Source organism: Corynebacterium neomassiliense (assembly GCF_900626215.1).
GTDB classification, from domain to species: domain Bacteria; phylum Actinomycetota; class Actinomycetes; order Mycobacteriales; family Mycobacteriaceae; genus Corynebacterium; species Corynebacterium neomassiliense.
The window spans coordinates 1-25,499 of sequence record NZ_LR131107.1 but is presented as its reverse complement, the minus strand read 5'-3'; the positions used below and the strand labels follow the sequence as shown (position 1 = coordinate 25,499).

The 25,499-nt window shown below is 69.3% G+C and carries 16 protein-coding genes; 7 read left to right on the top strand and 9 right to left on the bottom strand.

Annotated elements, in window-relative coordinates; genetic code table 11:
- The first annotated feature begins 5 nt into the window (after positions 1–5).
- From glgA to pgi, 4 genes are all read left to right on the top strand, one after another.
- Positions 6–1,532, top strand: a complete 1,527-nt coding sequence (gene glgA / locus E0E18_RS12285) for a glycogen synthase GlgA (protein WP_130841503.1) — start codon at positions 6–8, stop codon at positions 1,530–1,532.
- Positions 1,529–3,967: a glycogen debranching protein gene (locus E0E18_RS12280; RefSeq protein ID WP_237559824.1), complete on the top strand. Its 2,439-nt coding sequence runs from the start codon at positions 1,529–1,531 to the stop codon at positions 3,965–3,967. Before glgA ends, E0E18_RS12280 begins: the two co-directional genes overlap by 4 nt.
- 104 nt (positions 3,968–4,071) lie before the next feature.
- Complete coding sequence (hisN, locus tag E0E18_RS12275; RefSeq protein WP_066590164.1) at positions 4,072–4,872, top strand: histidinol-phosphatase; 801 nt, start codon at positions 4,072–4,074, stop codon at positions 4,870–4,872.
- Between the two features lie 98 nt (positions 4,873–4,970).
- Positions 4,971–6,638, top strand: coding sequence for a glucose-6-phosphate isomerase (pgi, locus tag E0E18_RS12270; RefSeq protein ID WP_130841500.1), 1,668 nt, complete (start codon positions 4,971–4,973; stop codon positions 6,636–6,638).
- A 1-nt stretch (position 6,639) separates the two neighbouring features.
- Here pgi and E0E18_RS12265 read toward each other — a convergent pair whose 3' ends face one another.
- The 9 genes from E0E18_RS12265 to E0E18_RS12225 all read right to left on the bottom strand — a co-directional run bounded on the left by E0E18_RS12265 (position 6,640) and on the right by E0E18_RS12225 (position 22,703).
- Positions 6,640–7,569 carry a DNA-formamidopyrimidine glycosylase family protein gene (locus E0E18_RS12265; RefSeq protein WP_066590162.1) on the bottom strand — a complete coding sequence of 310 codons (930 nt, stop codon included), beginning with the start codon at positions 7,567–7,569 and terminating at the stop codon, positions 6,640–6,642.
- A gap of 31 nt (positions 7,570–7,600) precedes the next feature.
- Positions 7,601–8,707 carry a ferrochelatase gene (locus E0E18_RS12260; RefSeq protein ID WP_130841498.1) on the bottom strand — a complete coding sequence of 369 codons (1,107 nt, stop codon included), beginning with the start codon at positions 8,705–8,707 and terminating at the stop codon, positions 7,601–7,603.
- Complete coding sequence (locus E0E18_RS12255) at positions 8,704–9,291, bottom strand: MarR family winged helix-turn-helix transcriptional regulator (protein ID WP_110481776.1); 588 nt, start codon at positions 9,289–9,291, stop codon at positions 8,704–8,706. The genes E0E18_RS12260 and E0E18_RS12255 overlap by 4 nt, the downstream gene beginning before the upstream one ends.
- 68 nt (positions 9,292–9,359) lie before the next feature.
- A complete protein-coding gene (locus E0E18_RS12250) occupies positions 9,360–10,880 on the bottom strand; it encodes a cryptochrome/photolyase family protein (protein WP_130841496.1) in 1,521 nt (506 codons plus the stop codon).
- 39 nt (positions 10,881–10,919) lie between these two features.
- Positions 10,920–16,049, bottom strand: coding sequence for a DNA glycosylase AlkZ-like family protein (locus tag E0E18_RS12245; protein ID WP_130841494.1), 5,130 nt, complete (start codon positions 16,047–16,049; stop codon positions 10,920–10,922).
- A 9-nt stretch (positions 16,050–16,058) separates the two neighbouring features.
- Entirely contained in the window at positions 16,059–17,711 is a 1,653-nt protein-coding gene (locus tag E0E18_RS12240; RefSeq protein WP_237559823.1) for a glycosyltransferase family protein, read from the bottom strand.
- Positions 17,711–19,153: a glycosyltransferase gene (locus tag E0E18_RS12235; RefSeq protein ID WP_130841492.1), complete on the bottom strand. Its 1,443-nt coding sequence runs from the start codon at positions 19,151–19,153 to the stop codon at positions 17,711–17,713. Before E0E18_RS12235 ends, E0E18_RS12240 begins: the two co-directional genes overlap by 1 nt.
- A complete protein-coding gene (locus tag E0E18_RS12230; protein WP_130841490.1) occupies positions 19,150–20,673 on the bottom strand; it encodes a hypothetical protein in 1,524 nt (507 codons plus the stop codon). Before E0E18_RS12230 ends, E0E18_RS12235 begins: the two co-directional genes overlap by 4 nt.
- Entirely contained in the window at positions 20,670–22,703 is a 2,034-nt protein-coding gene (locus E0E18_RS12225; RefSeq protein WP_130841488.1) for a cellulose biosynthesis cyclic di-GMP-binding regulatory protein BcsB, read from the bottom strand. The genes E0E18_RS12230 and E0E18_RS12225 overlap by 4 nt, the downstream gene beginning before the upstream one ends.
- A gap of 233 nt (positions 22,704–22,936) precedes the next feature.
- Between E0E18_RS12225 and E0E18_RS12220 the strand changes: the two genes are divergently transcribed.
- The 3 genes from E0E18_RS12220 to E0E18_RS12210 all read left to right on the top strand — a co-directional run bounded on the left by E0E18_RS12220 (position 22,937) and on the right by E0E18_RS12210 (position 25,110).
- Positions 22,937–23,707 (top strand): 3'(2'),5'-bisphosphate nucleotidase CysQ, encoded by a 771-nt coding sequence (locus E0E18_RS12220; RefSeq protein WP_110481810.1) that lies wholly within the window; start codon positions 22,937–22,939, stop codon positions 23,705–23,707.
- A 264-nt stretch (positions 23,708–23,971) separates the two neighbouring features.
- A complete protein-coding gene (locus tag E0E18_RS12215; RefSeq protein WP_161972303.1) occupies positions 23,972–24,493 on the top strand; it encodes a TetR/AcrR family transcriptional regulator in 522 nt (173 codons plus the stop codon).
- Between the two features lie 95 nt (positions 24,494–24,588).
- A complete protein-coding gene (locus E0E18_RS12210) occupies positions 24,589–25,110 on the top strand; it encodes a DUF2020 domain-containing protein (protein ID WP_237559822.1) in 522 nt (173 codons plus the stop codon).
- Positions 25,111–25,499: the final 389 nt, after the last annotated feature.

Sequence of the window (25,499 nt, the reverse complement as noted above, 5' to 3'; positions counted from 1 at the left end):
GGGCGATGGTTCCACGGCCGCGCCGGCGTCGGGTCCTGTCCGTCGCCTCGGAGTGTGCTCCCCTGGTCAAGACCGGTGGTCTGGCTGACGTCGTCGGCGCACTGCCGGCGGCCCTGGAGCCGTCGGGGTGGCACACCCGGGTGCTGGTCCCCGCATATCCTCAGGTCAGTGAGATTCTTGCGGGCACGCGGATGCGCCGGGTGTGGTCCACCGGGGATCTTTTCGGGGGCCCGGCGACGGTACGCCGTGGTGTCCTGGACTGTGCCCCGGGTGCCGGCTCCTCCGGGCTTGACCTGATGGTCCTCGACGCACCGCACCTCTTCGACCGTCCCGGGGGCCCGTACACCGTCGACGGACATGACCACCCTGACAACCATGTCCGCTTCGCCGCGCTGTCCTGGGTGGGGGCGCAGCTGGCGATCGGGGGGACCGGTGACAGGTGGCGTCCTGACCTGGTCCATGTCCACGACTGGCAGGCCGGGCTGGTCCCGTCCTATCTCAGGTATGCGGCAATGGCCGGGGCTGTGGTGCCGCCGACGGTGATGACGGTGCACAACATCGCCTTCCAGGGGGTGTTCGGCCTTGATCAGCTTGACCGGTTGAAGTTGCCGACCTGGGACTTCCACATGGACGCCCTGGAGTACCACGGACTGGTCAGCACCCTGAAGGCGGGGATGGTCCACGCCACCCGGGTCACGACGGTGAGCCCGAGTTACGCCGAGGAACTCGCCACCCCGGAGTTCGGGTTCGGCCTCGAGGGGGTCGCCGCGGCGCGGCTGGCCCGTGGTGAGATGACCGGCATCCTCAACGGTATCGACACCACGGTGTGGAATCCTGCCACCGACCCTGCCGTGACCCCCTACAGTGCCGCCGACCAGAGGGGGAAGGACGCCGACCGTGCCGCCCTGCTGGAGGAGTTCGGGCTTCCCGACACGGGCGGGCCGCTCGCGGTGGTGGTCTCCCGGCTGACCCACCAGAAGGGCATGGACCTGCTGTGCGCGGCGGCTCCGGGTTTCACCGCCGCCGGCGGGATGCTCGCCGTCCTCGGCTCCGGCGATCCCGACCTCGAGCGTCGTCTCACCGACCTGGCCGCCCGGTACCCGTCCTCGGTCGGGGTGCGTACCGGCTACGACGAGGCCCTGAGCCACCGGATGTACGCCGGCGGTGATCTGGTGGTGGTTCCCTCCCGCTTCGAGCCCTGCGGGCTGACCCAGCTCTACGGTCAGCGCTACGGTGCTGTCCCGGTGGTCGCCGCGACCGGGGGTCTGCGGGACACGGTCACCGACGCCACTCCTGAGGCACTCGCCGCGGGCACGGCCACCGGTTTCAGTTTCGGTGACGTGCGACTGGGCGGGACGGTGGACGCCGGGGGTCTCGGCTTCGCTCTGGGACGGGCGGTCGACCTCTACGCCGACCGGGGGGCGTGGGTGAGGTTACGGACCTCGGCGATGACCACCCCGGTGGACTGGGGTACTTCAGCCGCCCGGTACGTGGCACTGTTCGACGGGCTCGTCGGGGCAGGTGCACCGTGACCGGAGACGGGGACACAGGCCAGGCCGGCCCGGCGCCCGGGGACACGGCACCCGGCGCGCCACTGCAGGTGTCGCGGGGGCGTCCGACGCCCCTGGGAGTCACCGCTGAAACGCCCGGTGCCGGGGGCGGTACCGCGGTGCCGGCGGTGAATGTGGCGGTGTGGGCTCCTGAGGCGACGTCCGTGGAGTTCTGTGTCTTCACCGAGGGGGACGATGCGGGCCCTCCGACCGAGATCCGGGTGCCGCTGCCCTACCGTTCCGGCGGGATCAGACATGCGCGGGTCAGCGGGGCAGGACCGGGGACCCGCTACGGGTTCCGTGTCTCCGGGGCATGGGACCCGGTCTCCGGACGCTACGCGAACCCCGCGAAACTGCTGCTCGACCCGTTCGCCCGCATCGTGGAGTCCCCGGTGCGCTGGCACCCGCTGATGTCCGCGTTCACCGGCAACGGTGAGGCCGACCGGAGGGACAGTGCGTCGGTCGTCCCCCGGTGTGTCGTCGCTTCACCCGACTCCGGCGCGGCGGGACCGCCGGGTGATGTCCCGGACCCGGCGTCCAACCGTCCCGGGCGTGCCGCCGACCACCGCTGCGGCGATCTGGTGATCTACGAGGCCCATGTCCGGGGCATCTCCGCAGCACATCCTGACGTTCCCGGGGAGCTGCGAGGGACCTATGCGGGCATGGCCTGTCCGGCGGTGGTGGACCACCTGCGCAGTCTCGGTGTGACTGCGGTGGAACTGCTGCCCCTGCAGACCTTCATCGACGACCGGTTCCTGGTCAACCGGGGTTTCACGAACTACTGGGGGTACCAGCCGGTCAGCTGGTTCTCTGCGGAGCCCCGGTACGCCACCGACGGTACCGGGGTAACAGCGGACCGGGAACTGCGTCAGCTGGTCCATACCCTCCACGGAGCGGGACTGGAGGTGATCCTCGACGTGGTCTACAACCATTCCGGGGAGGGAGACGAGCTGGGCCCGAGCGTGTCACTGCGGGGGCTGGACAACAACGGCTACTACCTCATGGACGGCAGCGGGTACGTCGACGTCACGGGCACGGGAAACTCGCTCGCCACCCACCACCCGCAGACTCTCCGCATGATCACCGACAGTCTCCGGCACTGGGTGACGCACTTCGGTGTCGACGGTTTCCGCTTCGATCTGGGGGCGGCGCTGGGAAGGACGGGACCCGGGGCGTCCTTCGACCCGTCCGCCGCGTTCTTCCAGACCCTGGCCCAGGATCCGGTCCTGTCGCAGGTCCACCTCATCGCCGAACCGTGGGACATCGGCGAGGGCGGTTACCGCCTGGGACAGTTTCCCTGGCCCTGGGCCGAGTGGAACGACCGGTTCCGGGACGGGGTCCGCCGCCTGTGGCGCGGGGAGACCCCCGGCGACACCGACCTGGGTTCCCTCTTCCTGGGTTCGGCCGACCTGTTCTCCGGGGGCTCCTACGACGCCTACGACACCGGCGACACCGGCGACACCGGCAGCCCCGGCGGGAGCCGGGCCGGTACCGCGACGGTGAACGGGGACGGGACGGGGAGGCTGTCAGGTGGCACCGCCGGTGGCCCGGCCCGCCCGGTGCCCCGGTCCGCTGCGGCGTCGGTGAACTTCCTCACCGCCCATGACGGCTTCACCCTCGCTGACGTGGTCTCCTACTCTGAACGGCACAACGGTGCCAACGGGGAGAACGGCAGGGACGGTCACGGGGAGAACTTCTCCGACAATCTCGGTGCCGAGGGCCCGACCGACGACCCCGGGATCCTGGAACGGCGGGCCCGCAGGGTCCGGGCGATGCTGACGACCCTGCTGACGGCGCAGGGCACGCCGATGATCCTGGCCGGCGACGAGCTGGGCAACAGTCAGGGCGGGAACAACAACTCCTACGTCCAGGACAACGAGGTCGGCTGGGTGGACTGGGCAGGTGCGGACCACGCACTCACGGACTTCACCCGGAGACTGACCGCTCTCCGCCACCGGCTGCCGGTGCTGCGGCAGACGGCTTTCCGGCACGGTCATCTCAGGGCCGACGGTCTGCCCGACGTCACCTGGTACCGGGCCGACGGGGCGGAGGCCGGCCACGACGACTGGCATGACCCGGAGCACCGCCTCATCGCGGTACTGCTGAGGGGAACCGCCGGAGACCTTTTCGGGGAAGCGGCGGCGGGCACGGTCCTGGTCGTGCTGAATCCGGGACCGGACACGGAGTTCACCGTCCCCGACAACGGTCTGCACGTGTGCATGCGGGAGGATCCGGCGACTGCGACGTCCCCGGCCCCCGGTCCCCTGCATCACCCGTGGAGGCTGGAGATCGACTCCGCCCGCCCGGGTGCCGGCACCTGTTACGCGGACACGTCCGGGGCTGTCGACTGCCCCTGGGACGGTACCGGAACCTACCCGGTGGCAGGACAGTCCGTGGTGGTGTTCTCCGCACCGTAGGCCCCGGCCCGAAAACAGCACCACAGAACAGCACCACACACCCGGGCACGCCTGACGGGCCCCTGCCCCTGCGCAGGCACGGTCGCCCACCTATTCTGGAGTCCATGAGTCTGAGCTACGCCGATGACCTCAACCTGGCCCTGAACATCGCCAATGCCGCCGACGCGGTGACCATGGACCGCTTCGAGGCCGGTGACCTTGAGGTCCACTCCAAGCCGGACCTCACTCCGGTGTCCGACGCCGACACCGCCACCGAGAAAAGGGTGCGCGAACTGATCACCACCCACCGCCCGGGGGACGCGATCCTCGGCGAGGAATTCGGCGGTGACGTCGAGAAGGTCGGCAGGCAGTGGGTCGTCGACCCCATCGACGGTACGAAGAACTACGTCCGTGGCGTCCCCGTGTGGGCGACTCTCATCGCACTGCTGGTCGACGGCGTTCCGGTCGTGGGGGTGGTCTCCGCGCCGGCACTGTCGCGGCGCTGGTGGGCGGCGCAGGGCATGGGGGCCTGGCGAACCTTCGGGGCCGACCGGGCCCACCAGATGCACGTGTCGAAGATCTCAGACATAGCCGACGCCTCGATATCCCTGTCGTCCCTGGAGGGGTGGAGGGACGCCGGGCTGCGTGACCGTCTGCTGGACCTGACCGACTCGGCGTGGAGACTGCGCGGCTACGGTGACTTCTGGTCGTACTGCATGGTCGCCGAGGGCACGGTGGATGTCGCCGCGGAGCCGGAGGTGAACCTCTGGGACCTCGCCGCCCTGGACATTCTCGTGCGCGAGGCCGGGGGGAGGTTCACCGGTCTCGACGGGACCCCCGGTCCGCATTCGGGTTCGGCCGTCGGTTCCAACGGGCTGCTGCACCGGGGCGTCCTCGACGCTCTCGGCACCACCGGGCCCAGGTAGGTTACCGTGGGAGTTCACGGCGGGCGGTGGCCGCGGACAGTTCCCGTGCCCTCATCCACTCTCCCCTATTGACCCGCCCCACCCGCAGAAAGGCAGACATGACGACTCTGACGTCCCTTCCCGAATGGACCGCACTGGTCGGACAGGCCCCGCGGATACGGGAGACCACGCTGCGTGACCTGTTCCGTGAAGATCCCGGCCGGGCCGGTGACCTCACCTTCGACGTCGGCCCGTTGCACGTCGACCTGTCGAAGAATCTGGTGGACGCCACGGTCATCCGCCACTTCACCGCCCTGGCCCGCGCGGTGGGGGTGGAGGAACGCCGTGCGGCGATGTTCACCGGAGAGCACATCAACGTCACCGAGGACCGCGCGGTCCTGCACACGGCGTTGCGGCTGCCGGTGGAACTGGACCTGGTCGTCGACGGGCAGGATGTCGCCGCTGACGTCCACGACGTGCTCGGCCGCATGAGGGACTTCGCCCGCGGCCTGCGTTCGGGTACCTGGCGGGGCTCGACCGGTCACACCGTCAAGGAGGTCGTGAACATCGGTATCGGAGGTTCGGATCTCGGACCGGTGATGGCGGCGACCGCCCTGCGTGCGTACCTCACCGCCGGGATCACCCCGCACTTCGTCTCCAATGTCGACCCTTCGGACCTGGTGGAGACCCTGCAGGGGCTGGACCCGGAGTCCACACTGTTCATCGTCTCCTCGAAGACCTTCACGACCGCGGAGACCCTGGCCAACGCGCATGCGGCGCGACGCTGGCTGCTGGAGAAACTGGGGACGGACACCTCGGACCCGGACGCCGTCCGCGAGACTGTCGCGAAACACTTCGTGGCGGTGTCCACCAACGCGGCTGAGGTCGAGGCCTTCGGCATCGACACGGCGAACATGTTCGGTTTCTGGGACTGGGTCGGCGGCCGTTACTCCGTGGACTCGGCCATCGGTCTGTCGCTGATGGCCGCGATCGGCCCCCGGGACTTCATGGAGTTCCTCGCCGGTTTCCGTGAGGTGGACGACCATTTCTCCTCCGAGCCCCTGGAGATGAACGTCCCGGTGCTCATGGGCATGCTCGGGGTCTGGTACACCTCGGTCCTGGGCGCGCAGTCCCATGCTATCCTGCCCTACTCCCAGGATCTGGCCCGCTTCCCCGCCTACCTGCAGCAGCTGACGATGGAGTCGAACGGCAAGTCGGTGCATCTCGACGGGTCCACCGTGGACACGGAGACCGGGGAGATCTACTGGGGGGAGCCGGGGACGAACGGCCAGCACGCCTTCTTCCAGCTCCTGCACCAGGGCACCCACCTGGTACCCGCCGATTTCATCGGTTTCGTCAACCCGCACGAGGATCTTGTCGCCGCCGACGGCACCACCAGCATGCATGACATGCTCCTGGCGAACCTGCTGGCGCAGTCGAAGGTGCTGGCTTTCGGGCGGACCGCCGAGGAACTGCGGGAGGCGGGGGTGCCGGAGCTGCTGGTCCCCCACAAGGTGAGGCCGGGCAACCGCCCCTCGACGACCATCCTCGCCGACAGTCTCACGCCCCGGGTGCTGGGGGCACTGATCGCCCTCTACGAGCACGTCACCTTCATCGAAGGGGTGGTGCTGGGCATCAACAGTTTCGACCAGTGGGGTGTTGAGCTCGGTAAGGAGCAGGCGTCCAATCTTCTGCCCCTGCTCAGTGATCCGACGACCCCGGTGGATTCCGGGGACGCCTCCACCGACGACCTGGTGGAGTTCATCCGCGCCCGTCGGAGCCGGTAGGTCATTCCGGCTGACAGACCGGACACCACCAGATGACCCGCTCGAGTTCCCCGTCGTCTCCGCCGGAGTCGGGCCCTCCGAGGAAAGCCTGTGCGACCGGGGTGCCGCAGCGTCGGCAGGCCCGGCCGGCGCGGCCGAACACGTAGTCGCCCATTCCGGGTCGGCGGTCGCCGGTGAACACGCGCCGTGGTTCCCTCCGGTTGGCCCACATCACCTTCCTCGTCAGGTCCAGCAGGCTGGTGGCGGTGTCCACCCCGTCGGCACCGGTGCCGACGGGACGCCGCGGGTCGACGCCGGCGAGGAAGCACACTTCCGCCCGGTACTCGTTTCCGATGCCCGCCACATTGCGTTGGTCGAGCAGTGCCGCACCGATGCTCCGCTCCGGCCGGGAGAGGATGCGTCGCAGTGCCTCCTGCCGTCGCGAGACCGACTCCTCCGGCACGGTTTCCTCCGGCACACGGCCACCGACGGCCTTTGCCCCGGCGCCGTGGCCGGACGATGTCCACGACCCCGGGGCGTCCCAGTCAGGGGCGAGGATGTCGGGGCCGAGGTGTCCGACCACGGAAGCGTATTCACCGCGGTCGAAGAGACGCACGAAGCCCAGACTGTGCCCGACGACCTCGATCTCAGGTCCGCCGGGGTGCTGCGGGGCGAAGCGGAGGACCACCCGTGCGGTGTGACCGGGGCGTCTCCACCGGGTGCCGACGGTGTGGACCGACCAGACCCCCTCCATCTTCAGGTGGGTGTGCAGGACCCTGCCTGAGACATCGATGAACAGGTGTTTGCCGTAGGGCCAGACCTGGGTGACCTGCCGCCCGACGAGGTCTTCGGTGGCGAACCGGGGGACCCTGATGTCACTGCGGGTGACGGTCCGTCCGCCCATCCACTGCATCCTTTCGGAGAGCTGGAGTACGGAATCGCCTTCGGGCATGCTGGTCTCCTGTTCTCTGCCGGTGGTCGGTTCAGGCCCCGCAGCAGCCTGCCGTGCACGGTGCCCCGTCAACGGCACTGCCGAAGTTCGGGACTGTCCCGCAGGACGCCGTGACCCTGCCGGACCCTTCAGTCTGTTCCTCCACGAGGTCCACGACCATGTCGGCGAAGTCGGGGGTGGGCCCGGGTGTGGCCGCACGGCTCAGCCTAATCCCGAGTTCTGCGGCGACCTCCCTCGCCTCGGTGTCGAGGTCCCAGATCACCTCCACGTGGTCGGAGATGAAACCGACCGGGCAGAGCACCACCGGTCGCCGGTTTCTCTGTGCGACCCGGTCACGCAGGTGGTCGCAGATGTCCGGGCCGAGCCAGGGGACCGCCGGGGGCCCGGAACGGGACTGCCACACCAGTTCGACGTCCCTGCTGTCGTCCCTGCACGGGTCACCGACTGCACGCGCGTCGGGGCCACCGCCGGGTGCGAAAGAGGAGGCCGCGCGGATCAGCCGGGCGGAGTCACGGACCTGCCTGGAGTAGAGGTGGCCGCCGGCGTCGGGCGGGCCTGCCTGCCTGTCGGCGCTGAGGGGGACCGAATGGGCGGTGAACACCAGGTCGGCGTCCGCCCCGGCGTCTCCGAGCGCCCTGCGTGCACTGTCGACGGAGTGGGCGAAGGCCGCGATGAACCGTGGATGGTCGTGGAAGTGCCGGAGCCTCCGAAGCCGGGGAGGACTGTCCCCCCGGTCCAGGACGGACTGCCGGGCCCGGGCGATGTCCTCGTGGTACTGCCGGCAGCCGGAGTACCCGCCCCAGGCGGAGGTGGCGAACACGACGGCGTCGCGGACACCGTCGGCGGTCATGCGCGCCACGGCGTCCTCGACCATGGGGTGCCAGTTACGGTTGCCGAAGTAGACGGGCAGGTCATGTCCGCGTGCGGCCAGTGCCCTGCGGATGTTGGCGATCAGCTCCCGGTTCAGGTCGTTGAGCGGACTGCGCCCGCCGAGCGCACGGTAGTGCTCTCCGACTACTTCGAGCCGTGACCGGGGGATGCCCCTTCCCCGGGTCACATTCTCGAGGAAGGGGATGACGTCCCCGGCCTTCTCCGGTCCACCGAAGGACAGCAGCAGCACTGCGTCGGGATCGCTCATGGTCTCGTCTCTCCTGTTTCTGCGGGGGTGGTCAGTACAGCGGTCATCCGGTCGAGGAAGCTGATGACCGTGGCGCGTTCGGTATCTGTCAGGGCTGCGGCGACTCCGAGCCGTCGCGCGTGCACCTGTCCGACTCTGGAGCGTGCGGCTGCCGCGGTCGGGGCGGTGACCTCGATCAGGAAGGCACGGTGGTCTCCGGGGCTGATCCTGCGGACGATGTGCCCGTCCTCCTCGAGCCGCCGCAGCAGTCTGGTGGTCGACGCCCGGGAGATCCCCAGGTGTTCGGCGATCATGGTCGGGGTGACAGGGATGTCCTGACGTTGTGCTGCCATGAGATAGCGCACGGCGTGCATTCCCTGTCCACTGATCCGCATGTACCGGCGGGAGGATTCATCGCACTCGCGTTCTGCGGTCCGCAACCGCCCCAGGGCGCGCATCACCTCGAATGCCGGGGCCGGCTCAGGTGGGACGACCGGCATCTCCGTCCCGGGTTCGTCGTCGCTGCCGCTGTACGTGCCGGAGCCGCAGGTTTCAGCAAGTTGCCGGGGAGAGAAGGCGTGGAGGTCTATCCCGTCATCAGCCATGACAGAGATGATAAATCAACGTTAACAATAAACCATTTCTTAATACTTCCGTGGCAGTCCGACACCGGTCACTGACGTATCTTCCGGTAGGCCTCAAGCGCCTCCTTCCGCGACACCGCGAGGTCCACCACCGGTTCCACGACGGATCCGGGATCATCAACTGCCGCAGTCCACCGCCCGACGTACTCCCCGTCAGGATCGAACTTCTTCTGCTGGGTCACCGGGTTGAAGATGCGGAAGTAGGGTGAGGCATCGTCACCGCAGCCCGCCGCCCACTGCCAGTTGAAGGGGTTGGACGCCGGGTCCGCGTCCACCAGGGTGTCCCAGAACCACTCCTCCCCGAGACGCCAGTGGATCAGCAGGTTCTTGGTGAGGAAACTCGCCACCACCATCCTGACCCGGTTGTGCATCCACCCCGTGGCCCACAGTTCCCGCATCCCCGCGTCCACCAACGGGAAACCTGTCTCCCCGGAACGCCACGCGGCGAGATCCCCGGCCAGTGCAGGGTTCGGGCCGGACGGGTGGCACGGCTCTGTGGCGGTGGCTGTATCCGTGGCCGTGCCGCCGCTTCGGTCACCACGCCAGGGGAAGCGGTCGAACTCCTCACGGACGCACCGCGTCGCCAGATCCGGACGGTGGTACAACCTCTGCCAGCTGAAATCCCGCCACAGCAGTTCAGTGCGCAACGCCACGGCGTCCTCCCACCGAAGGTCACCCCGTTCAGCCGCCGCACCGACGGCGAACCACACCCGGTGGGGACTGAGCTCACCGTGTCGCAGGTGCGGCGACAGACGGCTGGTGGCGTCCTGCCCGGGGAAGTCCCGGCCCACGGCGTAGCCGGCACGGGTCCCCTCCCGGCCTGACACCGATGAACGGTCATCACCGGTGAACGCGGCAAGGGAGGCCAGCGCCGCCTCCTCCCCCGGGTCCCACACCCGTTCCAAGGTCACCGTCCACGGTTCAGGCGCACTGCGGGGCACCGCGGGGAACGGCACCGCGGCAGGCGGGTCGACAGGCCCGCGGAGACCGTCGGGGACGCCCGGAACATCATCGACCGCAGCCGCCGTCGCCTCCTCCGCGAGCTGCCGGGCGGCCCGCGAATACGGGGTGAACACCCGGTACGGCCCACCCCCTCCGCTACGGCCCTGCCATGGCTCGGTGAGCAGATGACCGGCGAACCTGTGCACCTCCCCGCCCTGCCGGGCGAGCCGCTGCTTCACCACCGCGTCCACCCGGCACAGCGCTTCGACGTAACGCCGGTTCCAGACAACCGCTCCCGCACCCAGGATCCCGGGCAGGGCCGGGACAATGACGGTGGGGTCGCCACGCAGGTGGAGCAGAGGTACCCGGTACCCGGCGAGCCGGGTACCCAGATTCTCCAGGCTCCTGCCACGCCACCAGGCCGACGCCCCACCGGCCTGCCGGGCACCCGTGACCCCGGGATCCTCGTCAACGACCAGTCCCACGACCGGGCCCCGGGCGGCCGCCCACTGCAGGGCGGCATTGTCGGCCAACCGCAGGTCGTCGCGGAACCACACGACGGTGGTGCCGACCGGGCCGGAAGTGCCGGGGATCTCCTCTGAACGCATGCCGCCTGAGGGTACCCGGTCGCACGGGCGGGACGGGCCTCAGCGCACGACCAGACCTTTCGGGGTGAACCGGGCACCGGCACCGGTCCACACCCCTGTGGCTTCCCTGCCCAGCGACAGAACGTCGACGCCGTTGATCCTCTCCACCGTCACCGGTGACAGTCTTCCCTCCCGGACCAGGTCCGACAGTGCACTGACCACCGCCTGCACGTCCCCGGGGTCCGCTCCCGCCGCACCCGACGACCCGGAGGCCCCGTCATCCGCCAGTGTCGGCCGGGAGAACATCAGCACCGTCCGCCCGCCCCTGGTCAGATGGGCGATCAGCCGACCGTCACCGACCACGACAAGCGCTCCCGGCCCACGGGTCGGCCGCCCGGGACGGCCCCGCGCCCCGTCCGCGGAAGACCCGCCGCCTCCACCGCCGGCGCCGCCACCCTCCCCGTCCACGGCGTCCGCAGCGTCACCGGAACCCGGCCAGGGCACCGCGGCTCCGAAAGGGTTCGCCGGATCCGAAGCGGCGAGCACCACCGGGCCACTGTCCTCCCGGGTGCCAGGTTCCTCCTCGATCGCACGGAGCCGGTCGACGACCACCCGGGATGCGAACTGGGCGCCGCCGAGACCGTCGACGATGTACCCGCGCAGCAGTGCCCCACTGTCCTCCCACGCGGAGAGCAGGCGGTACGCGGCGGCGAACCCTCCCCCGTAATGCTCGGCGACGACCGAACCCCGGGTCACCACCGCATACCGGTCCAGCCATGCCTCGACCCGGGCGACCGCGCGGTCCGCCGCCGAGGACGACGGTGCCGGGACCGCCGACCACCGACCGGGGACCCCTGCATGGGCGTCCATCGCCGCCCGACGCGACCGGACCTCCTCGGACCTGGCTGTTCTGGCGAAAGTGGTGCGCCCCATCCGCAACCGGGCAGCCGATCCCCTCCCACGGTTCCTCCGGGGGGCCTTGTGTGCCCCCTTCGACCCTGACGCGCCTCCCGGACCCCGACCGACGACGTCGGTGAGTCCGGTGCCGGCCAGGCGGGCCCGGACCGCGGCGAACGAGTCAGGGACCAGCAGTCCGGCGTCGAAGAGTTCCCTGATAGCGTCATCCACCGCTTCGTGCGCGGTCCCGCCGGGCAGCTGCGCGGCGTCCTCACCGAGTGCCCGGGCAATCTCGGAGGCCAGGAAGGCCCCACCTCCGGCGACCCTGTCGGCCACCAGTCGGGCGACCGGTCCCAGGGTGACACCGTCGGGGTCACCGCCCTCCACGAGCAGCGGGGCGAGATCGGCGGGCAGCAGAGTCACCAGAGGATCTGTCGGCGAGGCCGCCCCCGCCCCGACTACCACGACCTCACCGGAGGAGATGAGCTCGTCAAGGTCTTCCGGCCGGTATCCGGGAATCCGGGCAGGCAGCACGACCGTCTCCCAGGCACTCGCCGGCAGGGGCACACCCGCGAGCTGTTCGATGACAGAGGCCAGGTCGTCAGGCTCGGCGGTGCCGAGCCCGTGCCAGGAACCCAGGAACGCCGCATAGGTCTGGGTGCTCACCGGCTCCAGGGCACCGCGGGCCTTCGCCAGGGTCGCGGCACGCAGTCGGCGCAGCACACCGGTGTCCACGTAGCATTCCTGCCCGTCCACGGTGACGGTGTCGAGGCGCCGGCTGCTGACCCACCGGCGTGCCAGGGCGTCGGCGGTGGCCACCCCGAGACCGAACTCCTCCGCCACCCGGGATGCGGTGAACGGCCCGTGTGTCCGGGCCCACCGCAGCAGCAGCTGGTCCACGGCGTCCGGTACGGTCTGCGCCGCAGCGGCGACCCCCGGGGGCACAGGGATACCGAGTCCGTCACGCAGCAGTGCGGCGTCCTCCACGACCGCCCACCGCAGGACGCCACCCACCCTGACCTCGCACACCCTGCGGGGCATCATCGCCCGGACCTCGTCGAGCACCGCCGGGGCACCCTGCCCCCCGACGGTGACGGCGGCGGGGTCCACCCGCCTCTCCACCTCGTCCGGGGACAGCGGGCCCAGCGCACGGAGCATGTCCACGACCTGCTCCGCCGTCCGCGCCCTCCGTCCGTCGGAGAGCCACTGCAGGCCCGCCACGATGTCGGCGACGACCTCCCCGTCGAGCTCCAGCCCCTCCCCACGCTGACCGAGGACGGCGGCGAGCAGGGCAGGGTCGACCGACAAGGCCGCGGCGCGCTCGGCGGAGTCCCCTTCGTAGAGGAACGCCCCCGTGTAGCTGAACAGGAGGGACTCGGCGAATGCTGAGGGGGTGTCGGTGGTGATCTCGGCGACCCGCATACGCCGCGAGCCCACCGCGCCGACGATGCGTTCCAGGACCGGGAGGTCGTAGACGTCCTGCAGGCATTCACGCATGGTCTCCACCATCACCGGGAACTCCGGGTGCGGGCGTGCGGCGTCGAGCAGCTGGGACGCCCGCTGGCGCTGCTGCCACAGCGGCTGGCGGCGGCCCGGGTTGCGCCGCGGCAGGAGCAGTGACCGGGCGGCGCACTCGCGGAAACGTCCGGCGAACAGGGCGGAGGAGCCTACGGCGTCGATGACCTCGTGGACCACCTCTTCCGCAGGACCGGACAGGTCAGGACCTCCGGAGCCGGTCACCCCGGGGGCCCCGGCCGGCCGCCGGGGTACCACCGGGTCCGCCCCCTCACCGGTGAGCAGTTCGGCGCCGGGCGGGTTCTCGCTGTACGGCAGGCGCAGGACGATGCCGTCGTCACCGGCGACCGCCATCGCGTCGATACCGGACCGTCGGTTGAGTTCCGCACCGATCGCCAACGCCCAGGGAGCGTTGACAGACCTCCCCCACGGGGAATGCACGACAACCCTCCAGTCCCCCACCTCGTCGTGGAACCGTTCGATCAGTACGGTCCTCTCGTCGGGGAGTACCCGGGTCGCCTCCCGTTGCTCACGGTAGAACATGTCGATGTTGGCCCGGGTGTTGTCGTCGAGGAAGGACGCCGACCTCAGGTCCCCGTCACCGCCGGTTCCCCATGACCTGCGCGCCGCCCCGATCACCGGTGCGAGTTCGGCCGGGCGCCCCTCGGCGTCCCCCACCCAGAACGGCAGTCGGCCGGTGTGGCCGGCGGCCGGGGTGACGATGACCTGGTCACGGGTGATCTCGGCGATCCGCCAGGAGGACGCCCCCAGTGTGAAGACGTCCCCCACACGCGATTCGTAGACCATCTCCTCGTCCAGTTCCCCGACACGGCGTCCCCCCGCGGTGCTGTCACCGTCGGCGGGGAGGAACACCCCGAAAAGCCCACGGTCCGGGATTGTCCCCCCGCTGGTCACGGCGATACGGCGGGCCCCGGGGCGGGCGGTGAGCTGCCCGGTGACCGCATCGTAGACCAGCATCGGCCGGAGGTCGGCGAAGTCTGTGGAGGGGTAGCGTCCGCTGACCAGGTCGATGACCCCGTCGAAGGCCTCTCTCGGCAGGGCGGCGTACGGGTGGGCCCGCCGTACCGTCCGGAACCACTCCTCGACGTCCACACCCTCCTCCCCCGCTGACTCTGCCTGCACGGCCCGCGCCACGGTCTGCTGTGCCAGCACGTCGAGGGCGTTGGTCACCACGTGCAACGGTTCGAGGTCACCGGCAAGCATGCGGTCGACGATGACGGTGGCGATCTCGGCGTCCGCCCGGTGCAGCGGATACACCGTCGACCTGGACACCGCGCCCACGGAGTGTCCGGCACGCCCGGCGCGCTGCACCGCCGAGGACACCCCGGGTGGTGCCCCGACCTGGATCACGTGGTCGACCAGTCCCATGTCGATGCCGAGCTCGAGTGAGGATGTCGCCACCACGCACCGCAGGGTGCCTTCCTTCAGCCCCGCCTCGATGTCCGCCCGCTCATCCCTGGACACCGACCCGTGGTGGGCACGGGCGATGACCGCGGGCGCGCCGGGCACGGCGGCGGACTGTGCCATGACCTGTGCGGGATCCCTGCGGGTGGGGGCGGCCAGGGACTCCGGGTCGTGTTCCCGGGCCCACATTTCGTTGAGGGCACCGGTGAGCCGTTCGGCGGTGCGGCGGGAGTTGACGAAGACCAGGGTCGAACGGTCCGCCATGACCTGTTCGTACACCGCGCGCTGGACGTGCGGCCACACGGACTTCTGCTGCGGCAGTGCGGATTCGCGGTCCAGTCCGGAGGCGACGCGTCGCCCGGATCCTGCGTCGGTGACTCCTCCTGTACCTTCCCCGGTGAGCATCGGCCCGACCAGGGCGTCGTCGACCGGTGCCTGTCCTTCGCCGCCGTGACCGGGCACGTCACCGTCGGGGTCACCGGCGGGGTCACCGGCGGGGTTCTCCGGGAATTCGGGGGCTTCGGGCGGATCACGGAAGTCCGGTACCACGGACCGTATCCGCACGTCCCACAGTTTGTGCACGGGAGGGGCCACCACCGTCACCGGCCTGTCGCCGCCGAGGAAGGACGCCACGGTGTCCACCGGGTTCACCGTCGCAGACAGGCCGATCCTCTGCACCTGCCCACCGGCACCACCGGTGCCTCCGGCACTACCGGCACGACCGTCACTACCGGCACCGGCGACGAGAGCGTCGAGGCGTTCCAGGCTCAGTGCCAGGTGCGCACCACGTTTGGTTCCGGCTACCGCGTGAACCTCGTCGACGATGACCGTGTCGACGTTGACCAGGGTTCCTGCAGCTTTCGAGGTGAGCATGAGGTACAGGGACTCAGGGGTGGTGATCAGCACGTCGGGCGGGGTGCGCAGCAGTTTCGCCCGTTCATTCTGCGGTGTGTCGCCGCTGCGCACCCCCACGGTCACCGGGGAGATGTCCGTCCCCCCGGCCGCCGCGGTCCGTGCGATCCCCGCCAACGGGACCCGGAGGTTGCGTTCGACATCCACCCCGAGAGCTTTCAGGGGTGAGATGTAGAGGACCCGGGTGCCGGCCGGTTCCCCGTCACCGCGCATCAGCCCGCGGGAGGTCAACCTGGACAGTGCCCAGAGGAAGGCCGCGAGTGTCTTACCCGACCCGGTGGGGGCGACGACAAGCGCGTGCTCTCCCCTGCTGACGGCATCCCAGGCGCGGGACTGGACGACGGTCGGCTCCCCGAACACCTCCCGGAACCAGGACGCGACCGGGGCGAAGAAACGGTCCAGGGGATCGTCCCCGGGTTCTGTGGCACGAACGTCGGTCATGGACACCAGTCAACCACGCGGGTTCTCCCGGACCCGGTAGAGGCGGAAGTCCGGCTGACCGACACCGTCGTTCGGCACGTCCAGTTCCAGGGTGGCGACTCCCGCCCCGTCCTCCCAGATGGTGGGGTACCGCAGGTTCACGGCGTCCTGTGCCCCACGGCCCTCGGGCGGGACGGTGAGCACGTAGCGCACCCCGCTGTTCCACAGGTCGTCCAGCGAGGTGACGAAATCCGGGTCCGAGGGCACGGTGAACACCGAGGGGTCCCGGGAGAACAGCACCACCGGGAAACCGAAGGCCACGTCAAGCAGGACGCTGCCCTCCGGCAGGTCCCGGGAGTCCAGGTACCCGGCGATCTGCCGCTCGGTCCCCCAGGTCCGCAGCACAGCCCGACGGTCCTCGAGGTCCTTGGCGTCCATACCGGACGCCAGGGGCGTCGCCGCCGCGAGCGCGTACTCCTGCGGTGCGTAGGTACGCGAGGTCATCCCCCACGCTGTGGTGACCGTACCGGTGAGCGCGAGGACGACCACCCCGGTCGCCGCGAGCACCGGGTGTCCTGTCAGCGGGTGGTCACCCCTGGCCGTGGGACGCAGACCGGGACGCCGCGGGACGACCTCCCCCACCGGGTCCGGCACGAGCATCCCCAGGACGGTGGCGAGAAGAAGCGCGACGAGGAAGAACCTCAGCAGTCCGAAGGTCGCACCCGTGACCGCGGTGAGCACCTGGAACACCAGCACTGCGCCGAGGACGGCGACCGGCGCCCACATTTCCGGGGAACGCCGACGGTGCCCGAGGAGTGCCACGACGGCGACCAGGACCGGAAGCCCGGGGGCGAGCATGAGGATGCGCACCAGTGAATCCGTCGCCGCGGGGACGCCGGACCCTGTCGCGCCACTGGCCTCCAGGATCGCGGCGTTGCCGTACACCCCGCTGGTCTGCACACTCAACGTTCCGGTGGTCAGCCAGGAGGTGCCGAACCACACCAGCACCGCGACCCCGACCGGGAAGGTGAAGACCACCACGTCGGTCACCGCCCTCGCCAGGCGCCTGTCACCCCGGGTGCGCAGGTAGGTCACGGTCCCGACGAACACACCGGCCACCGCGGCGGAGACCAGTCCGTCGTAGCGGGCGAGGAAGGACAGTGCCACGGCGATACCTGCGGCGGTCAGGTCGTGGACGTCATCGGTCCGGGAGAACCGCATGAGCCGGCGGGTCGCCCACGCCACGGCGAAGAGGAACGGGGCCTCGCTCATGCCGTTGGCCCCGTACAGCACGACCATGGGGTTGACTGCGAAGATGACGGTGAGGACCACCTGCAGTGACGTCCGCAGGCCACGGTCGGCACCGGTCCGCCACACCTGCAGGACCGCTCCCGCCATGAACAGTGCGGAGACGATGACTCCAGCCAGGGCCCTGTCGCTCATCGCCGGTATGCACGGCGTCAGCGCGACCAGCGGCAGTTCCAGGAGAGTGCTCAGCGGGGTGAAGACGAAACCGATGTCCACCAGTGCCGGGGTCCGGCTGAACAGGACCGCCGCGGCGGACTGCACACGGCTGAGGGCGTCGCCGAAGAACACCCCGTCGAAGGCCGCAACGGTCCCTGCGACGAGGTAGACCACCGCTGCCGCGGTGAAGACGGCCGTGTCAGAGGATCGTGTGCGCATCACTCCTCCAGTCCGTGGGCGGTCTTCTCCCAGTAGGAGGGGCGGAACACCAGCTGCCACATGCCCTTCACCGCGGCGATGCTCATCAGCAGCCAGTACGCCGGGTAGGTGAACACGGCGACCAGCGGTGCCGGTTCGCGTCCCTCCCGGGCACCGACCAGGTTCATGTACATCGTCAGCGCGTTCCCGGCGACGAGGCACACCAGCGAAGGGTAGAAGACGACCGGGGGGAACAGTTCGGCGACGAAGGTGGGCTGGCCCATGATCCAGAGCAGGAACAGGTACCAGAACATCAGGTTGATCACCGCGGTGACCGGGGTGGACGCCATGAGCAGTGTGAACCTCAGGGCCGGCAGCCACCCGATCTCGCGGAGGAACCAGCCGGGACGGCGCATGTACACCAGCCAGGTCTGCAGGTACCCCTTGTACCAGCGGGAGCGTTGGCGCAGCCAGTTGATCGTGTCACTGTTGGCCTCCTCCAGGGTTTCGGAGTCCAGCACGGCCGTCCGGTAGCCGTGGGCGGCGATACGCACCCCGAGGTCGGCGTCCTCGGTGACGTTGAACGGGTCCCATGCCCCGAGTTTCTGCAGTACAGGACGCCGGAAGTGGTTGGAGGTGCCGCCGAGCGGCACGGGGGCGTTCATCTTCATGATCCCGGGGAGCATGAGTTTGAACCACACGTCGTACTCCACGGTGAACCAGGCGGTCAGCAGGTTCTGACGGACGTTGCGGAAGGACAGCCTGGACTGGATGCACACCACCTCGGGGCCCAGTCGCCGGAAGGCGGCGACCACGCGGCGCAGCTGCAGGGGGTCGGGGGTGTCCTCGGCGTCGTAGATGGTGACGATGTCACCGGTGGCGTAGTGCAGTCCGTAGTTGCAGGCCTTCGGTTTGGTCCGGGGCTCGGCGGCGGGGACCTCCACCACGGTGACCGTGGATCCTGCGTCCGGGTCCTGCGCCACGGCGGCCCGGGCGGCGGTGATGGTCGGGGCGTCGTCCTCCTCCAGCAGCAGCAGGACCTGGAGTTTGTCCGCGGGGTACTCCAGCGATCTCACCGCGCCGATGAGCTGGCCGACGACTTCGGGTTCACCGTAGGCGGGGACCAGCACCGTGTAGGAGGGCAGGTCGGCGGCGGGGAGGGCCATGGCCTCACTGTCGTCGACCCGGAGGATGGCGTCGCCGCGCAGTCCCCGTCGGAACATGATGAACCGGTCGATGAGTGCGGCGGCGTACCAGGCGACGGACAGTCCGCTGAGGATGACGAGTGTCGTCGACCTGGCGACGATGACGCCCGTGACGACCACCGCCAGCAGGACGACGACCGCCACTTTCTGTGCCCGGGTGAAGACCACCGAGGCGGAGAACTCCGGGGTACGCTCCCGCAGTCCGTGGACGGCGTCGTGCAGCGCCGCGCGGGACCGTTCGTCAGTGGTGGCGGTCATGCCGTTTCCTCTCCCTGGTTCCCCTGCCCGTTCTGCCCGGCCTGCCCGGTCTGCCCGGCCTGTTCCGCCGGGCCCGACTGTTTCCACCGGGCGTCGATGATGCCCCGCCCGACGGCGGCCACGACGTCGAGGTCCTTGGCTCCGGTCACGGTGCTCTGTGTCGCCGCGCCACCGCGCAGCAGCACGGTCACGATCCGTCCCGCCAGCCCGGTAAGACTGTCGGTGACCAGGGGAAACGCCGCGCCGGGCCGGTGGTCGTCGACGGCGAGGACGGACACGTGACGGACTCTGCCGTCGGGTCCGTCGTCGCGCCAGCTGAACCGGAGGAACGTCGTCGTCAGGTAGGCGTCCTCGTCGAGGACGGTGTGTACCCGTCCGGTCACACCGTGGCCGAGGTCGATGTCGTACGCCGGTGACCGTCGCCCGTTGACGGAGCTGTAGAACTCCTCCTCACCGAAACGGCCGGAGGTGTCCTCGTCACCGGGGACGAGGGTGTCGACCATGACCTCCCGGTGGCGTCCCTCCCGGTCCCACGCGGGGATGACCGTGGTGGCCCGCAGCTGCTGACGGAGGTAGGTCGTTCCCGCACCGAAGTAGCGGGACGCCCAGCCGAAGGAGGTCTCACCGGTCTGTTCCCAGCCGTAGGGCAGGGGAACTCCGACGGCGACGGCCGTCGTCCCGGGCGCGTCCTCGGTCACGGAGGTCACCGGTGGTCGCGGCAGTGGTGCGACGGCCAGGACGGCGGCGGCGACGAACACGGGCAGGCCCGCCAGCCGTGCGGCGGGGACGGAGGGCAGACGTCTCCTGATCCTGGGCCTGGCGTGGCGGACCCGGATCTCGGTGAGGGACGCCACCACGGCCCCGGCCAGTCCCGGAAGGCAGGTCAGCACGGCGACGACAGTATCTGCGCCACGCGTGCCTGCCCCGGGGAGCAGCTGCCCGATCAGACAGAGCAGCGCGCCGACGCCGAAGGAGATGCCGCCGACGACGGTGCGTCGACGGGCGGACCCGTCGTTGACGGCGACGAGGGCCACGGTGACCCCCAGGGTCGTGGCCAGCGCCGATCCTGCCCATCCGCCACCGCACAGCAGGGTGACCAGGGCATACACCGGGCCGTTGTAGATCACGAGGACGGCCCACGCCGCACCGAACCGGAGTGTCGACCGGCTGCCGAACAGGAGGGCCGATGCGCCGAAGGTGAACACGATGAGGCTGAGAACGTCCAGTCTCAGCAGGTCGGACCATTCGATGAGCCGGGGGGCGAGCATGGTCCGCAGACTCACCGCGAGGATGAGTGCCATGACGCCGACGATCCAGTCGACCTCCCTGTCGTGGATCGGGAGGTCTGGTCGCCTGCGCAGTTCCACGCCGAGGAACATGACCACGGCCATGGACGCGGCGGCGACCGTGTAGGCGATGCCGGTGGGGGACCCTGTCGCGAGGAGCTGGCCGACACTGTTGGCGTATCCGGTGACGCAGAGTACGAGCAGCACCAGCCAGCGCCACAGGTACCTGATCACGGACGACGCCTCCGGACGGCCACGCCCACGGCGACGAGCAGGGCGGCGACGACGACAGCTGCGACGACGGCGACCAGGGTCGCGTTACCGGAACGGGTGGAACTGTCTGCCGGGTCGGCGGCCGGGGCGGGACGGTCGTCGGGGACGCCGATCTCGTGGACGCCACCGTCGTCCTGGCTGACCACGGCGGTGCCGCGCAGGTCGGCCCACCCGGTGCCCCGGCCGGTGTCGGTGGCCCGGTCGAGGTCGTCGATCAGCTGGTCGAGGAGTTCGGGGGAACCGGTCGACCCTGCGATGACGCTCATGCGGTGACGGTCATGGTCCCATCTGGTCTGCAGGACGCCGAGGTCGGTGGAGGTTTCCGCCTGGAGACCGTCGGCGGTGAGGACGCCGTCGGTGAAGGTGACGGGCAGCGCCTCACCGGTGGTGAGGTCTCCGCCGTCACCGTCGGCGTCGACGACGAGGAGGGGTCGCCCGGAGTCCCGGGTGCTTCCGGCGTCCTGCGGGGCGACGGGCACGGGCCGCACCCGGGCTCCGGTGGTGGACTGGAACCCGGAGAGGATCCGTGCGGCGCGGTCGACGTCCGTGGCGTCACCGTCGGTCAGGATGACGTCGACCTCGGGGAGGAGGGCGGCGGGAAGTGCCTGGAATCCGTGGGTGAGGCGGGTGGGATCCTCGGCGTCTGTACTGGTCACCGTAGTTTCAGGGTCCACCCGGAGGGTCAGGGGCGCGGTGGTTCCGCATCCCTGCACCCCGGAACCGCTGAAGGTGAGGGTGACTGAGTTGTAACGGGTCAGCAGGTCCGCGGGGATGTCCACCTCGCGGTCGAGTACTCCGGAGGCGAGGGTGCTGTCACCGGTGGTTGTCGTCCGGTCGACGACGGTGCCGTTGACCGCGACGGTGAGCTCTCCCGGCGCATCTGCCGGCAGGGGGCTGACGCTGCCGCTGAGGTGGAGCTTCACCGAGCCTGCGAGCCTGCCGAGTTCACCCTGTCCGATGTCGAGGACGACCTGTGCGGATCCTGTACCGGTGGCGGTGAGGGCGGTGGCGCCGAGGTCGGCCAGGGTTTCTGCCCGGGGGGACAGTTCCACGGGGATGTCGCGGGCGTGCGCGTCGGTGCTGTCGAGCAGTCCTGTCAGCCCGGTGTCGGGGTCTCCTGAGGTCAGTAGCCGGGCCTGGTCGAGCAGGTCTTCGCCGGTGCCGTGGAGCACCACGGTCGCCTCGGGCGTGCCCGGGTGTTCGAGGGTGATGCCGTGCCCGTTGTCTCCGGGGATGTCGATGCGTCTGGTGAGGGCGGCGTCCTGAACCCCGGTACCGTCGGCTGCGGTGCCGTCAGCTTCGGTACCGTCGGCTGCGGTTGCGCCGGCACGGTCCCGTTCCACGACGCGGATCTCCGGCGCCTGGGAGCGGTACATCGCGGCGACCGCGGTGGTGGTCTCGAGGGCTGCCGCGGTGACGCTGGCGTCCGGCTGCGCCGGGACGGTGACGGTGAGGGACCCGAGGACGGGGGGAAGCGCTTCGGCGAGGGTGGCCGGCGGACGTGTGGTCCCGTCGTAGCTGACCGAGGCGTCACGCAGGACGGAGGTGACCGTGTCCAGTGGATCGTGGCACCAGGTTTCGTCGACAGGGTCCAGGGTGGTCCGCAGCTGGACGGTGGCCCCGTCGCCGGTGACGTCGATTCCGTCGAGCGGCAGGGTGACGGGGATGTTGCCGCGGTTCTGCCCTGATTCCACGGTCGCCCGCCCGAGGACCCGGTTGTCCTGGACAACTTCCATGACCCCACGGGAGTAGGCGGCGGGGACCTGCAGCGTTCCCCGCAGCGCGGTGGGGGTCAGTCCTGTGGGGACGGGCAGGGTGACGGTCACTGTCGCGGTGCGTCCGGGGAACTGTTCCTGTTCGGGGACGCCGAGGTCGCGGAAGCTGATCCTCGGGTCAGTTGCCGCGGACGCGGGTGCGGTGACAAGGGCGGGGGTCGTGAGCAGTGCGGCGGCCGTGACAAGGGCGGCGGCGCGGGAAATTCTGGATGACATGAGCGGCTTTCGGTGATGTCGCCGGCGTCTGCGGGTGGTGCCGGACCGCGGAATTCTAACACCCCACCACTTTCGGACGGTAAGCGTGCACTGTTTCTCCCCCCGCCGCAACCCCCGCCGGAAAATCCGTGCGCGCTCAGCGCCGCTCCGGGGTCAGTTCCGGCACAGAACGGACAGAACTCACGGTGATCAGGACCCCGCAACTGCACTCCGCCCGGTTAGACTGTTGACCTATGACGTCCACCATCGACGACGAAACACTCGCCCACCGCCTCGCCCAGGGCACCGGCGAGATCCTCAAGGGCGTCCGGAATGTCGGTCTGCTGCGTGACGGCGAACTGGGGGACGCCGGGGACTCGATCGCCCAGGAGTGGATAGCCAGGGCACTGGCAGTGCACCGGCCGGAGGACGCCGTGCTCTCAGAGGAGGCCGGTGACGATCTGGTCCGCCTGGAGCGCGAACGGGTGTGGATCATCGACCCGCTCGACGGGACCCGGGAGTACGCGGGGGTGCGGCAGGACTGGGCGGTCCACATCGCTCTCGCCGTCAACGGGTCGGTCACCACCGCCGCTGTCGGCATGCCTGACCTGGGGCAGGTTTTCACCACCGGGGAGGCGCGGGCGGTGCCCGGCCATCTGACGGGAAGGATGGTGATCTCGCGGACCACGACCCCGCCGGTGGCGGTCCAGATCGCCGAGCGTACCGGGATGGAGCTCACCACGATGGGTTCCTGCGGGGCCAAGGCCGTCAGCGTTCTGCTGGGGGACAATGACGCCTACGTCCACGCGGGCGGGCAGTACGAATGGGACAATGCCGCCCCGGTGGGCGTATGTCTGGCTGCGGGCCTGCACTGCAGTCGGCTGGACGGTTCTCCGCTGGTGTACAACAACGCGGACACCTACCTGCCTGACATTCTCATCTGTCGGCCGGAGCTGGCGGACACCATCCTGTCGGAGGCCGCGGAGTACTTCGGGGAGCACGGGGGCTACCGACCGTCGGAGTAGTGGCGGGGTCCTGCGCCTGTCCCTGTTCGGGCAGCGGGCAGCGTTCAGTGAATTGCCGAACTCTTCCAGATGACATATCATCTATATTATCAACTTGAAGAAACTATATGTCATATAAGTGAATGTACATTAACAATTAGACTTTAGGGCACCCCTGCCTATAAGATTCTCTCTGTGACTAAAGATGTAGTCTCCCGACATCGTTCCGGCCGACCTTCCCGGTTCAGTGTGACAGATGTCGTCACTACAGCCCTCCGTTTAGGCGTGGGCAGTTTCAGCGTCGCCGCAGTAGCCAGAGAGCTCGGGGTAACCTCAGCTGCTGTCTACCGCCGGTTTCCCTCCCACCAGCAACTGCTGGACGCATGTATCGACGAGATTCTCTCGGAGATCAGCCCGGTTCCCCTGGGACTCTGCTGGCAGGACACGCTCCGCCACGCAGCTGACGAATGGTGGAACCTGTGCCTGCGCCATCCGGATTTCCCTGAGGTGGTCTCGGGATACTGTGACCCGGTCTCCCGGTTCACCACGGTGCCCTTCCGCACTCACCTCGACCGCCTCGCCGAACTCGGTTTCTCTCCTCGCAGGTCCTACGCGGCCGCCTCTCTGCTCGTCAGTGCTTTAAACGGAGCCTTCCACATACCTGCCACCGGAAACCCTCCCCTACCTGAACATCTCAGAGAACTGGTTCGGAAGGAGAGTGTTGCGACCATCATCGCCGGACTGGAGCAGGAATTCGAGGAATCGGGGAAAACAGCGCTCGTCAGCGACATCGGGAGAGCCCTGTGAAAGTGTTACGGGTCGGGCTCAACATCACCTCGGCAGCCGTTCTCACTCTTGCCACGGCCTGTTCACCCTCCTCCCCTGCTGCACAGGAAACAACCGTGCAGGCATCGGAACTCTCATCCGGAACGGGGCAGGCGAACGAGACAACCTGGCCTGCGGTCGCGGGCTCCGAACTTCCGGTGGGCGAGGCGGCGGACCTCACCGGACCCCGCAATGCCGTCTGCCCCTACCTGGATGGAGTCGACGTCGAACAGTCGACCGGTGAACGGTGGACGGGGACATCCCTGGACCAGAGGTTTGACCCGCCTGCCTGCGTTTTCTGGTCTTACGGTGAAACTCCGCAGGCCGTGGTCCGGGTCCGGTCCATGACGACCCACAGCGCCGCTGTGGACGAAGTCAACCACGCCGCACCTGTGGACTCCACGACGAAAGCGACACAGCCGGAGGGGTGGTCGGGAGGGCGTGGCGGCAGCTCCGACAGTGAGTACGGGGTTCCCGGCGGCGGAGCAGTGTACGCGGTCTACCGCGACAACGTGGCGGTAGTGGTGAACACAACCCAGGACCAGTCGGTGAAAGCACAGCGACTGGCGGAAATAACCATCAGCCGACTCGGACTCTGAATGAACCGTCACTGCCAATTTGTCAAGCCCCGGGTCTTGCAGAGGGTCGTTTGTCTGTAGACCCGAGTTCTTCATGGGGAGGGTCTGACCACCGACGCTCGGGCCAGATGGTCTTGACCTGCGCCTGATCCTACCGAGGGCGCGCGACACCGACGGCAGTTGTTCGAACCAGCGCCGGGGGCCGGGATCCGGGAGCATATCGGTGGGACAAGGGCGGGGCGACAGAAGGAGAGGATCCGGGACAGACGGGCTCCGGTCAGACGGTCAAGCCCCTGGTAGTGGTGTAACTCGTTTTTGATCCTTCGTTGGTGGTCAGGCGGGTAGTTGCATCAGTTCATCGGTGCTCACCTCCGTCGCCTGGCTGGTGTCGGTGTTGGTGGTCAGGGTGA